The organism is Paenibacillus sp. 22594, from assembly GCF_052044425.1.
Taxonomy (GTDB): domain Bacteria; phylum Bacillota; class Bacilli; order Paenibacillales; family Paenibacillaceae; genus Paenibacillus_AQ.
The window spans coordinates 248264-265345 of sequence record NZ_JBQENA010000008.1; the positions used below are offsets into that span (position 1 = coordinate 248264).

At 51.1% G+C, this 17082-nt stretch carries 11 protein-coding genes; 8 read left to right on the forward strand and 3 right to left on the reverse strand.

Translation table 11 applies throughout. The annotated features are described in order from the left end of the window. Positions 1-71: 71 nt before the first annotated feature. Positions 72-1571, reverse strand: a complete 1500-nt coding sequence (locus ACTJKB_RS23955; RefSeq protein ID WP_440836858.1) for an amidase — start codon at positions 1569-1571, stop codon at positions 72-74. Positions 1572-1844: 273 nt separating this feature from the next. Beyond that, positions 1845-3491 carry a cellulase family glycosylhydrolase gene (locus ACTJKB_RS23960; RefSeq protein WP_440836859.1) on the reverse strand — a complete coding sequence of 549 codons (1647 nt, stop codon included), beginning with the start codon at positions 3489-3491 and terminating at the stop codon, positions 1845-1847. Between the two features lie 611 nt (positions 3492-4102). On the opposite strand from ACTJKB_RS23960, the gene tyrS reads away from it, so the two are divergent. Beyond that, a complete protein-coding gene (gene tyrS, locus ACTJKB_RS23965; protein ID WP_440836860.1) occupies positions 4103-5362 on the forward strand; it encodes a tyrosine--tRNA ligase in 1260 nt (419 codons plus the stop codon). 214 nt (positions 5363-5576) lie between these two features. On the opposite strand, the gene ACTJKB_RS23970 is transcribed toward tyrS, so the two are convergent. Then, the gene (locus ACTJKB_RS23970) at positions 5577-6158 is read right to left on the reverse strand and encodes a TIGR00730 family Rossman fold protein (RefSeq protein ID WP_440836861.1); all 582 of its coding nucleotides are present in this window, start codon (positions 6156-6158) and stop codon (positions 5577-5579) included. Between the two features lie 228 nt (positions 6159-6386). Here ACTJKB_RS23970 and ACTJKB_RS23975 point away from each other — a divergent pair, with 228 nt between their 5' ends. The 7 genes from ACTJKB_RS23975 (at position 6387) to ACTJKB_RS24005 (ending at position 17055) form a co-directional block, all read left to right on the forward strand. After that, positions 6387-7577 (forward strand): Acg family FMN-binding oxidoreductase, encoded by a 1191-nt coding sequence (locus ACTJKB_RS23975; RefSeq protein ID WP_440836862.1) that lies wholly within the window; start codon positions 6387-6389, stop codon positions 7575-7577. A 152-nt stretch (positions 7578-7729) separates the two neighbouring features. Beyond that, positions 7730-9526 (forward strand): sensor histidine kinase, encoded by a 1797-nt coding sequence (locus ACTJKB_RS23980; protein WP_440836863.1) that lies wholly within the window; start codon positions 7730-7732, stop codon positions 9524-9526. Between the two features lies 1 nt (position 9527). Continuing rightward, the gene (locus ACTJKB_RS23985) at positions 9528-11165 is read left to right on the forward strand and encodes a response regulator transcription factor (protein WP_440836865.1); all 1638 of its coding nucleotides are present in this window, start codon (positions 9528-9530) and stop codon (positions 11163-11165) included. A gap of 160 nt (positions 11166-11325) precedes the next feature. Then, a complete protein-coding gene (locus ACTJKB_RS23990) occupies positions 11326-12753 on the forward strand; it encodes a carbohydrate ABC transporter substrate-binding protein (RefSeq protein WP_440836866.1) in 1428 nt (475 codons plus the stop codon). A 158-nt stretch (positions 12754-12911) separates the two neighbouring features. Continuing rightward, positions 12912-15047, forward strand: a complete 2136-nt coding sequence (locus tag ACTJKB_RS23995) for a discoidin domain-containing protein (RefSeq protein ID WP_440836867.1) — start codon at positions 12912-12914, stop codon at positions 15045-15047. Positions 15048-15304: 257 nt separating this feature from the next. Next, entirely contained in the window at positions 15305-16183 is an 879-nt protein-coding gene (locus tag ACTJKB_RS24000; RefSeq protein ID WP_440836868.1) for a carbohydrate ABC transporter permease, read from the forward strand. 2 nt (positions 16184-16185) lie between these two features. Beyond that, the gene (locus ACTJKB_RS24005) at positions 16186-17055 is read left to right on the forward strand and encodes a carbohydrate ABC transporter permease (protein WP_440836869.1); all 870 of its coding nucleotides are present in this window, start codon (positions 16186-16188) and stop codon (positions 17053-17055) included. Positions 17056-17082: the final 27 nt, after the last annotated feature.

The window sequence follows — 17082 nt, forward strand, 5'->3', positions numbered from 1 at the left end:
ACGAAATACAGCAGAATGGTATTTATCACAGGAATATCAGTTATCTATTGCACGAAATGCAATCACACCACTCAAGCAAACAATGGATTCCCCTTCATCCCCACCCAGAGCTCCGACTGCTCTAATTGGGCGGCCAGCTGCAGCAGCAGATCCTCACGGCCCTTGGCAGCCATGACCTGAACTCCAATGGGCAGGCCTGCCGGTGTAAGGTGCAGGGGAACGCTCATGGCCGGCTGACCCGTGAGATTGGCCAGCTGTGTAAAAGGGGTATAAGTCAGGCTGGGCTCGAACATCTCGTAGATCATCCGCCGCTGCGCATCCTTCGGCAGCTCGCTTACGTGCAGCAAAGCTTCGATTTCCTCCGGCTGCTGGGTAAGCTCACCTATCTTAGGTGCGGAATCTGCATTCGCAGGTGTGATGTAGAGGTCAAAGCGGCTCATCAGGCCCGCCATTTGTGCGGCCGCCACATCCCATTCGTTCAGGCTGTGCACGAATTCGGCGGCGGAGACCTTTTTACCGGCTTCGCCCAGCACCCAGGTCACGATGTCCACCTCATGTGCCGCAATGCTGCGGCACATCCCGGTTTCCAGTGACAGGAACATGGCCGCCACTTCTCCGGCGTTCATCGTATAGTAATTTTCCATCAGCCGCACGCCGTTTACCGGACTGAGTTTCTCTTCGACCTCATGGCCTTCGTCCTGGAGCCATTTTACGGTTTTTAATACAGCTGCAGCTGCCTCTCCGGTGACTGGCGTTCCGACAGGCGAGGCTGTTGTGAAAGCGATCCGCAGCTTGCGTGGTGCGGGCTTCATGAGGTCGTCCAGATAGACACCCGGATACAGCGGCGTCTGAAACGCGGCCTCCGGCTGCACAATCTGCAGCAGGTCCAGCATGGCCGCGCTGTCGCGCACGGAACGCGTCAGCGCAAAATCAATGGAGGCGCCCTGCCATTGGCGGCCGACTCCCGGCCCTACCGGCGTACGGCCGCGGGTGGGCTTCAGTCCGAACAGGCCGGTGAAGGAGGCCGGGATGCGGATCGAGCCGCCTCCGTCGCTGGCGCCCGCAGCCGGTACGATTCCGGAAGCCACTGCGGCGGCAGCTCCGCCGCTGGAGCCTCCGGGCGAGCGGTCCGTGCTCCAGGGATTCCGTGCAGGCCCGTGCAGGAGCGGCTCGGTGATATTTTTCAGTCCGAACTCGGGAGTATTCGTGTGCCCGAGCGGAATAAACCCGCCGCTTCGGATACGGGCGACATAGTTCGAATCACGTTTAGCAATGTTGTCCTTCAGCAGCAAGGCGCCAGAGGTCAGTGCCTCGCCGCCAATCGCCTGGGAGATATCCTTCAGCAGAAAGGGCACACCGGCAAACGGCCGGGACGGATCATCTGCCGGCATGGCATCGGCCTCCTTCAAAGCCGCCTCCCGGCGGGTGCGGACAACAGCATTCAGCAGGGGATTGACCTCGTCCAATCTGGCGAGAGCCGCCTCAACAAGCTCGCGGGGCGACACCTCCCGCGCCCGGACCAGCGCAGCAAGTCCCAGCGCATCATAGGTGGAATAAGCAGACAATGTCATGATGATAACCTCTTTTCGGCAGGGACACTTGAATGGCAAGGTCCGCTGATCTGTAGTATTGGAAATGGTATGCCTTATGTATTACTAAACCAGTGAATATCAGAGATGCTTCTTGCATTATACACCAGCCGGTGTTTAATTGAAGAATCGGAGGACAGCCCTGTCCCGCCCGGTTGTCATCGAAGCGATAAGCAAAGGGGAGTACTGCGGGCCGCCAGCGGCCTAAGGTACTCCCCTTTGTTTTTATACAGATTCAGATGATAACGTCCGTGCTTAAGGCTGTACGCCCGATACGAGTGTGCCGTTTTGATACAGCGTTACATGATTCCAGGTACTGAAAGCCGTTTTGGCGGCATCAAAGGAATAATCATCTGCTTCGTTAAAATTACTCCAGTCGCCTTTGAATAGCCGCAGCTGGATATCTCCGGTCTGTCCTCCGGCCGGCAAAGAACCTGCTCCAGGGGTAAATCCGACTTCTAGATAGGAATCAGCACCTGCGGCATTGGCAGTTCCAAAAGTAATGGTAATGTTGGCCGCGCCCATCTGTGCCCAGTCCATTGCACCATTAAGCGTTTGCGATCCGTCTTTGGTGAAATAGTACCGTATCTTCAGCCCGCTCAAGTTGACGGCAGAGGTGCCGTTGTTCTTGATATTAAATTGGGGTTTGATCACGTTGTCCGTAGTATTCGTATTACCGACGCGGTAATAGAGTTCAAGACCGGTTGGAGCGGCTGTTGGCGAAACTGTTGGAGTTGCAGTGGCAGTAGGTGCCGGTGTTGTAGTTGGTATCGGTGTTGCAGTTGGTGTTGCCGTTGCCGTAGGTGTTGGAGACGGTGTCACGGTTGCAGTGGGTGTTGCCGTAGGTGTAGGTGTAGGTGTTGTCCCGTTGTCCGGAACAGGCACGTAACCGGGTGTGGTATAGATTTTGTTAAGTACTGAGGTAGCCTTCGTGCCATAGGGACCGTTCACAATGGAATTCCCCCAATCCGAGAGGCTGCCTGCAGGGCCGCTGGCCATATCGAGATAGTCGACGCCGGCGCCGTTTCCATACCAGGACCACGCGATCCAGCCAACGCCTTTTTCCTGCCCATAGCTCATAATGGTTGCTTCATCGACATCTCCGCTTGTATGCTTCCAGCCGAACTCCCCGACGATGACCGGTACCCCTATGGCCAGGGCATTGTCAATATTGCCCTTTACCGTGGCGGCTGAACCTCCGGAATATTCGTACATATGAATGGAGAAGATCGTGTTTGCAAGCGGATCAGAATTGAATACAGCGTTCCCGCTAGTGAAAATAGAGGACGGATACTGTCCCCAGCCTGCGGCATCCACGACCAGTGTATTCTTGATGCCTTCGGCCCGAAGGGCTGGAATGGCGGATTGATAACCGCTGGCCCAGGCCGCTGTGCTCCAGGAGCCGAACCATTCGTTAGCAATATTAACGATGACCCGGTCTTCCTTGCCGATTAATGCATCCTTGATGCTGATCCAATAGTTGACAGCCGCATTCAGCGTAGAAGCGTTATCCGAGCCTGTTGCATCATGCACCTCAAGCATGGCGGTCAGCTTGTACTGATCACAAAGGGCAAGTATATTTTGCACATCGGACAGACTGTCGAGGGACCACTGGCCCCCATTGGAGAGCACGATCCGCACTACATTAGCACCGGTGGCTGCAATGGCAGGGATAGCGGTTGCCAGGTCATTTTTATACCAGGTGTGCGCATGATTTACACCCCGCATAACAAAAGGGCTGCCTGTCGCGTCAATTAATTTGGTACCGCTTACATAAAAGCCCTTGACTGAGGCTCCTGCTGCTGCAGCCTGCTTCTGGGGGATTGAGAGGGAGAGGATAAGGACACACGTTAGGGCCAAAAAACTAAAGCTGCGGAACGAAAAATACTTGCTCGGTTTCATGGTAGTTCCTCCTTTGCGGATTTAGATTTGCTTTCTAATTTCTGCATGCTCCCAGAAGTGTATTCGGTACCCGGACCAGACCACCTCCCAATATCCATATATATCCAACATAACATATAAAGGTTTGTTTGTGAATAGTTATCAAAAATAGATAACAAAAAAATCTGATTTTATGGAGGCAAGCTGGTCTACACTTTGGAGAGCTGGCGGGTCCGGCATTGACAACAAATTTTGAATTGACTATACTTTCAGTAATCTTATAGCTGATATGCGATGAACGAGACAGTAGCAGCCTTTGTCCCTGTCACAGAAAGCCGGGGGGGATGGAACCCTGGCACACACATGGACTGCGAATTACACTCTGGAGTATCTTGGGTAATGCCAAGCGGAAATCAAGCGAACGATACCTCGCTGTGAGTGGTACGGGCCCTGCCGTCAGGCGGTCTGTGCAATTTGGGTGGTAACACGGTTAATCATAATCGTCCCTGTGTCTGTATAGACAAGGGGGCGATTTTTTTGTTGTTGCCTGGTCCACCGTAAAGAGGTACGAGTTACCTGATTCAACGTACATCAGACGAATACGAAAATCATAATAAAGGGGCTGTATCAGCTTGAACATTATCGATGAACTGGAATGGCGCGACGCCATCAATCAGCAGACAGATGCAGAAGGACTGCGGGAGTTAACGAATACGAAGGCAGTTTCACTCTATTGCGGCGTAGATCCAACGGGCGACAGCATGCATATCGGACATTTAATTCCCTTCATGGTGCTGAAACGCTTCCAGCTTGCCGGACACCGTCCGGTCATTCTGATTGGCGGGGCAACAGGAACCATCGGCGATCCGAGCGGCCGCCAGAGTGAGCGTTCCCTCCAGACGATGGAGCAAATTCAGGCGAATGTGGATGCGCTGACGGCGCAGATGAAGAAGCTGTTTGTGACTGAAAGCGACAATCAGGTCCGAATGGTCAACAACTATGACTGGACCCATAAGATTAACGTCATCGAATTTCTAAGAGATTATGGCAAAAACTTCAGCATCAACACTATGCTCGCCAAGGATGTGGTGTCCAGCCGTCTGGAGAGCGGGATTTCGTTCACGGAATTCTCCTACCAGATTCTGCAGTCGCTCGACTACCTGCATTTGTACCAGCACGAGGATGTGCAGCTGCAGGTCGGCGGTTCCGACCAATGGGGTAATATCACAAGCGGACTGGACCTAATCCGTAAAAAAGAAGGGACGGACGCCAAGGTGTTCGGCCTGACCATCCCACTGATGCTCAAATCGGACGGCACCAAATTCGGCAAAAGCGCTGGCGGTGCGATATGGCTTGATCCGAAAAAAACAACACCGTACGAGTTCTACCAGTTCTGGGCGAATGCCGACGACCGCGATGTGGTGAAATACCTCAAATACTTCACTTTCCTGACCCAAGAAGAAATCAGCGTCCTGGAGGAAAAGGTACAGAACGAGCCGCATAAGCGCGAAGCGCAGAAGGCACTGGCGGAGGAAATGACCCGCTTCGTGCACGGTGAGGAGCTGCTGGAGCAGGCGAAGCGTATTACCGCAGCCCTGTTCAGCGGAGATATCCGTTCCCTGACTGCGGAGGAGATCGAGGAAGGCTTCAAGGAAATGCCAACCTTCACATCAGGCAGAGATTCAAAGAATATCGTGGATTGGCTGGTCGATCTGGGTATTGAGCCGTCCAAGCGCCAAGCACGTGAAGACATCACCAAGGAAGCTATTTCACTTAACGGTGAGCGTGTTACCGATATCGGGGCGGAGGTCACTGCCGAAGACGCCATCGGCGGGCGGTTCATCATCATCCGCAAAGGCAAGAAAAACTACAGTCTGGTTAAGCTGGCCTAGGCAGTACAGATGATCTTCAGCAGGAAAAAGCCGCTGTCTCATAAATAGATACGCCTACAACAGAGACAGCGTCTTATGTTCTTAAAAGAGTAAAAAGCAGCAAAACAGCGATCCTCCGGTCATTGGAGGATCGCTGTTTTTTGATTTTGGTCATTTGCGGCTTGCTTCATTAGATTACCGCCGAAGCCCCGGCTATGGAATTCTTAATTTCAGATCAGGTGCGCTCATCCGTAAGGTACGTTTTCACCGGTGGCGGGGAATAGCTCAGGAATTGCTGGATCATACCTTCGGGAGTGGTATCGGTGAGGACCATTGAGCGGTGCTTTTCCAACATGAACTGCTCCCGGGCCATCTGGTCGAACAGGGTAATCAGCGGATCATAATAATGCTGGACGTTCAATATGCCGCAAGGCTTCTGATGCAGCCCCAATTGTGCCCACGTAAAAATCTCAAAGTATTCCTCCATCGTCCCCGGGCCGCCCGGCAAAGCGATGAATCCTTCGGCCAGCTCCGACATTTTTAATTTGCGTTCATGCATCGAATCCACCACGATCAGTTCCGTGAGCTGCTTGTGCTCAATTTCCCGGCTTTTGAGAAAATGGGGGATAACCCCGATGACGTTCCCTCCGGCTCCCAGAGCGGCGTCCGCCACCTCGCCCATGAGGCCAACCGTTGCCCCGCCGTAGATCAGGGTGATGCCGTGTTCTGCCAGTGCTTTTCCCAGCGCATGGGCGCTTTCCTTGTAGACGGGGGAAGCTCCGTCACGCGATCCGCAAAATACAGCGATACTTTTCATAGGTGAATAACTCTCCTTTGCATAGTAAATTCACTTACCGGAAGCCGTCTCCCGGAGCACACCTCTTAACGGTAGCACATCAATCCACTTATTGCACTCGGTAGGATAGAAAGCGGGCATTGATGTAATGGACCCGGGGGAATGTGCGGCTTGTCATTGTATCCGGGGTGGCATTACGTCTGAATGGGAATAGGCTTATCAAATAGAGATGTACAAAGGGAGATGGCTATGAGTAAGCGTACCAAAAGATCAATGATCGTACTTCTGTCTGTTGTTGTTCTGTTCGTGCTTCTGGTTAGCTTGCTATTCACGGCAAGCGGTGTATTCAAGAAGGCGAAGTATTTGGATCCCTGGAAGCGGGATTATGCCGGACAATTCGAAGATCCGCGCCTGCAATTGGCAGCATACGGGCTCCTGGCAGCGAATGGACACAATATGCAGCCCTGGAAAATTCGCCTGGACAAGCAAAATCCGCTTAAGCTCTCCTTGTATACAGATCATACGAGGCTTGCGCTGGAAACAGACCCATTGGCCCGGCAGACCCTAGTCTCGCAGGGTACCTTTTTGGAATACCTTAGGGTTGCCGGTGAGCAGCTTGGGTATCAGGCGGAGATTAAGCTATTCCCGGATGGGGAATACGATGAGCAGAACTTAAGCGAGAGCATGGATCAGAAGGCTGTGGCGGAAATCACACTCACCAAGACAGCACCTCAGGTGAATCCGTTGTTCGACTATCTGTTTTTGCCGGATACGAACCGGATGGCCTATAAGCTTGATCCGCTGACACCGGAGCAGACAGCTCAGCTGAAGCAGACCAATGATGATAAGGATTTAACCCTAACCCTACTGGAGGATTCCGCCAGCATTCAGAAGCTGGGAGCCTATGGAGTAGAGGGGACGAATATCGAAACCAGACTTGCGCGGATGAATGACGAATCAGCACGCATATTCCGTTCCAATGAATATCAGAAGAATAAATACCGCTACGGGTTCTCTTTTGAAGGACAAGGAACCACAGGTGTGAAGAAACATCTCCTTCAGGGGATGATTACCCTCTTTCCGTCGTTTAATAACGAGAAAGCATCAACCAAGCTTGCCGTTCAGGCAGCCCGGGAGGCAGCTGACCACTCACCGGCCTATGCTCTGATTGTGAGCAAGGACAATAGCCGCACTAGTCAGGTTAAGGCGGGCATGCTCTACAGCAGGCTGATTCTGGCCGGACATGAGGAAGGACTGGTGATGCAGCCTCTGAGCCAGGTACTGGAGGAATACCCTGAGATGAAGGAGCCTTACACGAGGATTCACAAGGAGTATGCTCCGGGTGGCGGAACGATTCAGCTCCTGGTCCGCGTGGGCCAGCCGACACAGGATACCCCGCTGAGTATGAGAAGAGAGGTTACGGATCTTATTGCGGACTGAGCTGCCGCCAGCTTGTTTTATACTATTTATGTTTGAAAAACAGTATGCAGGAGTTAAGAGAAAATCTTGACTGTCTACTGTTTTTTTTTTGCCCTGTGTTAGAATGATAGGGAATATGTCGTGAAAAGTCGAAAACAAGGGGTATAGTTAACATGAACATACCACGCGCTAACCTGCATGTAAGGAAACGCTCCTCTTATCTGCGAAGATTTTCGATTAAAAACAGATTGCTCGGCGCATTTTTTATCACTTCACTGTTGCCCGTCATCTTTGTCACCTTTTACTCCAATGTCAGGTATGAGGATTCGATATCGGAAAAGCTGAGTGCCTTCTCCATGCAGGTCTTATCCGAATCTGCGGTGAATGTGTCGCGGGAATTGGCCCAGTATGAAACGCTAAGTGAATCCATCATCGTAAATCAGGAGCTTCAGAATGGGCTGAAGCAGGCAAAATCCATGACAGATTATGAGCGCAATGAATTCCAGACTAAAATTAACAACGTGCTGGGTGAACAGGTATTCAGGCTCAGCAATCTGTCCAATGTGGTCGTGTTAACCGAAAACCAGGAACCCTTTTTTGATCTGGGGTTTGAATGGTATCCCGGCAGCCAAATTGCGGATTCGATCAAGCGGATCAATCCTTTTGAGGGCAACACCACCTGGAATTATTTGCGTTCCAATCGCGGCACTGACAAAATTGCGCTCAGCCGGGTGATTTTCTCAGCGGATAACCTGAATCAAAAAATTGGCTATCTGATCATTGTAATCGACGGAAAGGTCTTTACACGGAATACATATGAGCATGTGGATCTGGGGACAGGGGGAAAGCTCTATATTGTTGATGGTTTCGGCACAGTCGTCTCCTCCGCTGACCCGGATATCCCTCAAGGATCGAGTTACAAGCAGGATGAAGTGTTCGGTAAAATAGTTAAAGGCCAAGCCAATAAGTCTTTCTACACGCAAGTGGATGCGAAAAGAGTTCTGGTGACCAACACCTATATCCGGTCCGCAGACTGGTACATGGTCGGACTGATCCCGCATACCTATATTGTCTCAGAACTGTTGGCGATCCGGGGCAACCTCCTGTACATCAGCGTGATTATTCTGCTGCTCTCCACCTTGATGGCTATGTGGGTATACAAAAGCATCAGTACGCCCATGCGGGAGCTCCTCCAATATGCCAAGCAGATCAAACTGGGTCGTCTGGACTTCAGCTTATCTTCCACAACACCTCCGGACGAAATGGGCAAGCTCACAGAGACCATCGACCAGATGGTCGGCCAGCTGAAGCGGTTAATTGATCAGGTCGGACTGGAGCAGAAGGCCAAACGGGATGCGGAACTCAAGATGCTGCAGGCGCAGATTAACCCCCATTTTTTGTTCAATACGCTGAACTCCCTGAAGTGGAGCGCGATGATGAGCGGAAATACGATAGTCGAGGAGGGGATTGGCTCGTTGTCCGAGCTGCTGCACAATACGATTCTGGACCAGGAAGAGATGATTCCCTTACGCAAAGAAATCGATAATCTGCTGCACTATGCGGTTATCCAGCGGATCAGGTATGGCCAATCCTTCGAGCTGAATTGCAGTGTGGAACGGGAAGAACTGTACGATTGTCTGGTTCCGCGTTTTATCCTCCAGCCCATCGTCGAGAACTCCATCCTTCATGCCGGAGGGGACGAGGGCCGTGTAGTCAAAATCAGCGTGGAGATTTCCGGTAGGGACGGAATCTTGCAGCTGACGGTTGCGGACAACGGGAAAGGCTTCGACCTCAGGGAGGTTCAGACCCGCAGGCATTCCAATGACAAGCTCTCAGGTATTGGCATTGTGAACGTAGAGGAACGCATTCATATGTATGTCGGTGAGCCGTATGGCATGCTGACCCGGAGCGAGCCGGGAAAGGGTACCGTGACAGTCATCCGGCTGCCGCTTAAAAAGAAGGAAGGGTAGGATGCTTGTGTACAAGGTGCTGATTGTGGATGATGAGATGATCGTAAGACATGCGGTAAAATCACTGATCCGCTGGGATGACAGCCGGTTTGAATACGCGGGCTCTGCTGCAAACGGGGCTGCCGCCCTGGAGATGGTGCAGAGAACCGAACCGGATATTGTGATTACGGATATCAAGATGAGTGAGATGGACGGTCTGGAGCTGATCAAGCTGCTGATGAAGTCCTCCTTCGCCGGTGAGGTGCTGGTACTCAGCAACTATAACGACTTTGATCTGGTCCGTGAGGCGCTGAGATGCGGCGCACATGACTACATGCTCAAGCTTACGCTGAAAACGGAAACTTTCATGGCTACCCTGGAAGAGATCGCCCTGAAGCTGGACCGGAAGCATGATAACAGCACAAGAAATCTTCTCCATGACACCGGCCAGAAGAATACAAAGACCGTGGTGGAGGAATGGCTGAGAGAGATGGATGCCGGACCCGTTGCCCATGGAGAACAAGCCGGAAGAAAAGCGCTGCTCGACGTCCTGTCGGGCCCTCCTTCGCTTCATGCCTACGCATTTTGCATACATATTCTTAACAATTCTTCCCGCGGACAGGAGGTTTCCCGGTATCAGGAGAAGCTCCGCCAAATCGCAGAAGGTCTGTTTCCCGCAAACCACGGCCTGTATGTGGTGTCCGCAGAGCCGGGTCGGTTCTTGATGCTGATTGTCTCGCCCGTTCCGACAGCTGAAGGAAGCTTTCCGAATCCCGGTGAGCTGGCTCAGCGGATCAAAGGCTTGTCCAAAATTTATTATGATATGGAGATTTGTGTCATATACGGGAATCCTGTTGCTGACTATGAAGGGATATCCGGGCAAATCCGGCTGAACAAGGCTGCTGATTATCTTTCTTTTTACAACAAGTACCAGGAAAACGGCATATGTAATGGCGGTGCCGCTGTACAGAGTGAGGATGACCAGGAGTTTAAGGCATTGGAGATTCAGTTGAAAAACAGCCTGCGCCACTCCAGCGGGACGGAGATCGACCTGTGGCTTGAAGGTGCTTCTGTATTAATCCGGGCAGCCGCCGAATTGCGCATTCCGCCGAATTCCGTGAAAAGAGCGATCATCGGCGGGGTTTGGAGCATCGCCAATTCTAACATTATCAGCAGGGAAGCCGCATGGAACGAAACCTGGTGGATAGAGCAAATCGAAGCCGCCCCTACGGACTCCCAGCTGATGCTCATTATTCAGGACATGCATGATGAAGTGATGAATATGATCGGGAGAAACCCCGGCCAGAAGTTTATGCGCGAGGAAATCCGGCAGGCCAATACCTATCTGGAAAAGCATTTCTCCGAGCGGGTGTTTATTTCCGAGGTGGCAGCACATGTCGGTTTTTCCGAACCCTATTTGTGTCAGGTATTCAAAGCCGAAACGGGCTCCAGCATATTGACCCGGCTCAATGAAATCCGCATGATGAAGGCTTATGAAATGCTGTCCTCCGGCAATTATCTAATTAAGCAGGTGGCCATGGAAGTGGGCATCCCGGACCCTTTTTATTTCAACCGTCTGTTCAAAAAGAAGTTCGGGGTTGCCCCGAAGACGGTGAAGAATATCCAGAGCGATAAAATGGACAATTTTAAGAATGAGTAAAAGAAAGTTTAGTTTTCATGAAATTCAAAAGTATTCTTTCATAGGAAGTGAGCTTTATGCATAAAATCGTCCATAAACCTCCGTTCTTTTGTTAATATGTATCAGCCCCTTGCGATTCTATAATTAGAGACATCCAAAACCAGAAAGGGGTCAAATCAAGATGTCGATAAAAAAATGGACTGCGCTCGCCTCGGCAGCTGTGCTCATGGCTGTACCGCTTGCCGGCTGCGGATCTGAGAATACGGACAATGCTGCTCCTTCCGCATCGGCAGCAGCTGAAGCTACTGCGGAGGCTTCGGCCAGCGCAGCACCGGCGGGAGAGACGTTCGATAATCCTGAGCTGAACGTCGCTGTATTCCAGGGCGGGTATGGACGTGAATATTGGGACAGTGTTGCCGCCGAATTCATGAAGGATCATCCGGGCACCAAAATCAATATTACCGCCAGCCCCAAAATCGCCGAACTGGTCCGTCCTAAGATCGTTGCCGGGAATCCGCCGGATTTCATGTATATCTCCGGAAGCGATAACACGCCTATCCTGGACGGACTGGTCAAGGACAAGGCTTTATTGGATTTAACGGATGTTTTTGAATCGAATACAGAATCGGGAACCCCGCTGAAAACGCAGATATTGCCCGGAGTGCTGTCGTCCAGCTCGATTTCTCCTTATGGAGACGGCAAAATTTATCTGGCCCCTTACAATTTTGGAGTGATGGGACTCTGGTATAACAAGAACTTGTTCGATTCCAAACAAATTGCACCGCCAAAGACCTGGGATGAACTGTTCGCTGCGAATGCCACCGCCAAGGAAAATAACCGTGCGCTGTTCACTTACCAGGGACTCTATCCGGGATATCTGGAGGAAATGATTGTTCCCGCGATTGCCAGTGCCGGCGGCCAGGAGGCCTTGAATCAATTTTTCAATTATGATCCGGAATTCTGGAAGAGTGAGACGTATACCAAGGTATGGGGATTGCTTGAGAAAATCGCCACCGAAGACAATGCGCTCATGAAGGGGACGGTTGCGCTCAATCATACCCAATCCCAAACTGCATTTCTGCAAGGCAAATCCATGTTCATCCCCAATGGCACCTGGTTTGAAGATGAAATGAAGGATGCGCCGCGTGAGGACGGCTTCCAATTCGGATTCCTCGGAGTGCCTTCGCTGGGAACGGAAGGCAAGGTTATGGCGCTTACCCAAGTGGAGCAGATGGTAATTCCGGCAAAGGCGAAAAACCCGGAGCTGGCCAAGGCTTTCCTGAAATACCTGTACAGCGAAAAAAGCATCAAGCTGAACGCGGAGAAGGCCAAGGGAGTTATGGCGGTCATTGGTGCGCCTGATCTGGCGAAAGAATATATTTCCGAGACGACCTACAATATTTACAAAGCGGTAGACAGCGGAATGGTAGCCGTCAGCGGTTCCTTCAAGCCGGTAGCCAAAGGAAGTAAATACAACGCCAGCGACGAAGTATACAAACCGATATCCTCCATTATGAGCAAGCAAATGACCCTGGATGAATATTCTGCGAAGCTGTACAAGGTCTACACCCAAATTCAAAAAGAACTGCAAGATCAAGGCCAGCAGTAATCCTCCTTGCTAGTACAGAAACCTGCCTTTCCATGTATGGGCAGGTTTTTTGTATAACATTTTGGTGGACACCCCACAGCGGGTTTCACCCGGAAAGGAGGAGCTTGCCGTAACACCGGTTTGCTGAATGGGATCATTAGAATAAGGAGGAATCAAAAGTGAAAAAGGTTTATTCGCTGGTATTATCGCTTATTTTACTTTCATCCTTTGCATTCACACTGGGGCCGGTTCAAACCGCTGACGCTGCCGGAACCACCTACTATGTCGATTCTGCAAGCGGAAATGATTCATCGGCCGGAACCTCTGCGGCCACAGCCTGGAAATCACTCTCCAAAGTAAATGCGACAACGTTTCAGCCGGGAGATCAGCTCCTGTTCAAATCCGGCGGGGTATGGAATGGACAGCTCTGGCCCAAAGGATCTGGAAGTGCAGGGCTGCCGATTAAAATTGACCTGTATGGAGGTACAGTACGCCCGATTATCAACGGGGGAGGTACCCAACGCGACTATCAGTCTACAGGGGCTGTAATGCTGAGGAATCAGCAATACTGGGAGATCAGCAGCCTGGAGGTCACAAATGATGATAATTTTAGTACCGATCTGACGGCGGTGAGCTATTTGAACAGCAAGCCTTCGAATATCCGTGACGGAATACTGGTTGTGCTGGATACCGATCAGGTTCCTGCCGGAGGCGACACAATTATGGACCATATCTATATTCATGATAATTATGTGCATGATGTCGACAGTCCCAACGTATGGCCCAATCAATACGGCAATGCTTCCTTTAACGGTGGAATCATGTTCTACGTTATTGGTTCACTGAAGCAGAATATGACCTTTAATGATGTCCGGATCGAAAATAATACGATTGAAAAGGTGGATTTGCTGGCAATCGCCAATTTCAACTACACCACGCCGTCGGCCTTTCAGGATGAGGTGGATACGTATAATCTGTGGCAGACCAACATCTACATTGGCCATAACTATATGCGGAATATCGGCCAGGGAGCTATTGACATCTGTGATGCCAAGGATGCTGTTGTAGAATACAACGTGGTCGATGGCTGGTCCCGCCGGTACAATGCGGAGAGCGCCGGGATATACCCTTGGAAATCCCATAACGTGATCTTCCAGAACAACGAGGTGTATGGAGGGCCGACAACGACGGGAGCGAACAACGGGGATGGTACCGCTTTTGATTTTGACTCCCCGAATGCGGATATTGTCTACCAGTTCAATTACACACACAACAATCCGATGGGATGGATGTCTTACCTTGGCAGAAGCAGCAACAATATCGCCCGCTACAACATCAGTGACGATAATGCAGCCTACCTGATCAAATTCGGGTGGTTCGATGTGGATACCTCAGCCACGTATTTCCTGAATAATGTGTTTATTTACGACGGGGCAGTGACCCGATTTACCAGTTCCAATGCCAATCTGGCTTCGACTTATTTCAAAAGTGTCCCTTATTATTTCTACAACAATGTCTTTTACGATAAGAACAAGCCTTCCTCCAGCTTCTGGCCAAGCAGTCCTAGCGCGTACGGAACGGCAGTCTTCAGAAACAATGCCTTCTACGTCGCAAATGGCAGCCACGCAGCCGGTGAGCCAAATGATGCGGCCAAAGTCATCATGCCTCCGCAGATGCTGAACCCCGGACAAGCGCCAACTGCCGGTTCGAACGGCTACACAAGCGGTGCCACCGTCTGGAACGGGTACAAGCTGCAGGATACCTCACCGCTCATCAATGCCGGGCTGAATGTGCCTCAATTGGGCACTAAGGATTTCTACGGCAATACGCTGTATAGCGGCTCCGCACCTGATATCGGCGTCTTCGAATCTGCGGTGACTGGCGGATCAACAGAGCCGGTCTCCGTAACCATAGGAGGAACGGTTACCGCGAGCTCCACGAGCAGCCCTTCCGGGGAGGAAAAGGAGAAGGCGTTCGACAGTAACGCTTCCACCAAATGGCTGATCACCACGAATGCCGGGTGGATTCAGTATAGATTCGCAGCAGGGGTAACCCAGACGGTCACCTCCTATTCCATTACTTCAGCCAATGATGTTCCAGGCCGTGACCCTAAGAACTGGACTTTGCAGGGATCGAATAACGGCTCAAGCTGGACCACGCTGGATACCAGAACCAATGAAGCATTTGCAAGCCGGTTCCTGAAGAAGACTTATACGTTCAGCAATACGACTGCTTATGCCTACTATCGCTTGAATATAACTGCTAACAACGGAGAACCGCATTTACAGCTGGCGGAAATCGGACTCTACAACTAATCATGCACAGGGGTTGTCTCAGGTTCGTCATGGATGGACCGGGGGCAGCCCTTCCTTTACACCGCAAACCTGTACAATTTTAAGAACTGCCTTAGAGCTTAAAATCATCCATGAACATCCTTCTTTTTGTTCATTTGGCGGAAAGGCGTTCAAACCTATAATAAGAGCATCCAGAAGAAAGGGGCTGCAACATTACATGACTCGAGCAAAGAGGCTATCCAGGACTGATGCAGCGGAGGTTACATCATATGATGACAATGAAGACTAGGAGAAGCCTGTTTATTGCCTTATGCCTGCTGCCGGGGCTGGCCCTGTTTCTGTTGTTCAAGGTGTACCCGACCGTGCAGATTTTTCACAAATCATTCTATTTATGGACCGGGCTTAGCGATAAGCCGAAATTCATCGGGATGAAGAACTATGTAGATATGTTTCAGGACGATACCTTCCTGCTGTCCCTCAAGAATACCGGGCTGCTCATGCTGGTCGTACCTGTAATTACCCTGCTGATCGCCTTGGTGAATGCTTCCATTCTGACGAAATCCAAGCTGAAGGAGCGCAACCTGTACCGCACGGTGTTTTTCTTCCCGAGTATTTTATCGTTTGTGGTCATTGCCATTCTGTGGTCCTTTATCTACCATCCGACGATGGGATTTCTGAATTCGGGACTGGAGACCGTCGGACTCGGCAAATGGGCACTGCCCTGGCTCGGAGACCAGCGTGTTGTACTGTGGGCGCTGGCGGTTACGCTGATCTGGCAGGCGGCAGGTTATTATATGGTCATCTACATGGCTGGAATCGACGGCATCTCACCCGACCTGTACGAGGCGGCAGAGCTGGACGGTGCAACGCGCATACAGCAATTTTTTCATATTACCATTCCGATGCTCTGGGAGATTATCCGGGTGACGATTATTTTCAGCATTAACGGTGTGCTCAGCATCAGCTTTGTCATAGTATCAGTCATGACTGCGGGCGGACCGGACCATCATTCTGAGGTGGTTATGACTTATCTGTATTCCCAGGCCTTCGCAAATTCAAACTTTGGTTATGCGATGGCAATCGGCGTGTTTATCTTCATTATTTCCATGATTCTGGCGCTAATTAGCAACAGGCTGACTGAAAGGGGATCACACTAACTATGGCTGCTCAGCAGACGCTGCACCGTCCCAAAAAAACTCTTGGCGGCACTATCGGCTCAACTCTTCTCCGCCTGCTGCTCATTGTTCAGACCATTGCGGTAGTCTATCCGCTGCTGTGGAACGTGATGGCATCGTTCAAAACGAATGCGGAAATTATGGATAATCCCTGGAAGCTGCCCGAGGGCATTGAATGGATCAACTATGCCCATGCCTTTACAAGTGCCCGGATCGGGGACTACATGCTGAATTCGGTACTGGTTGTTGTTCTGTCCATGACGATTCTGCTGATCTCCGCTGTACCTTCAGCCTATGTGCTGGGGAGAATGCAATTCCGCGGACGGTCCTTCTTCAATAATTTTTATATTGCCGGTTTATTTATCGGGGGCGTGTATGTCATTGTTCCGCTGTTTATCCTGATGAACAGTCTGCATATGCTGGACAGCCGCTTTTGGCTGAGTGCGGTGTATGCAACCGGGAGTCTTCCTTTCTCTATTTTTCTGCTAACCAGCTTCATGAAATCTATTCCCCACGACTACGAAGAAGCGGCAATGATTGATGGCTGCGGCTACTTCAGCACCATGTTCCGTATTATTGTGCCGATGGCCCGGCCCGGGATTATCACCTTGATTGTGTTCAGCTTTTTTGACTTCTGGAATGAATATGTAATGGCCATGACCTTTATCAGTGATGACGCGAAGAAAACCATTCCTGTAGGCCTGTCCAATCTGATGCAGATTCAGCAGTATGCTACGGACTGGGGCTCCTTGTTCGCAGGTCTGGTGATCGTTCTGGCGCCGACCATTCTGGTCTATGTGCTGCTGCAAAAGAAACTGACCGCTGGCATGATGCTGGGCGGGGTGAAGGGCTGAGGCTTCAGGCTGTACCGGTCATGGCAA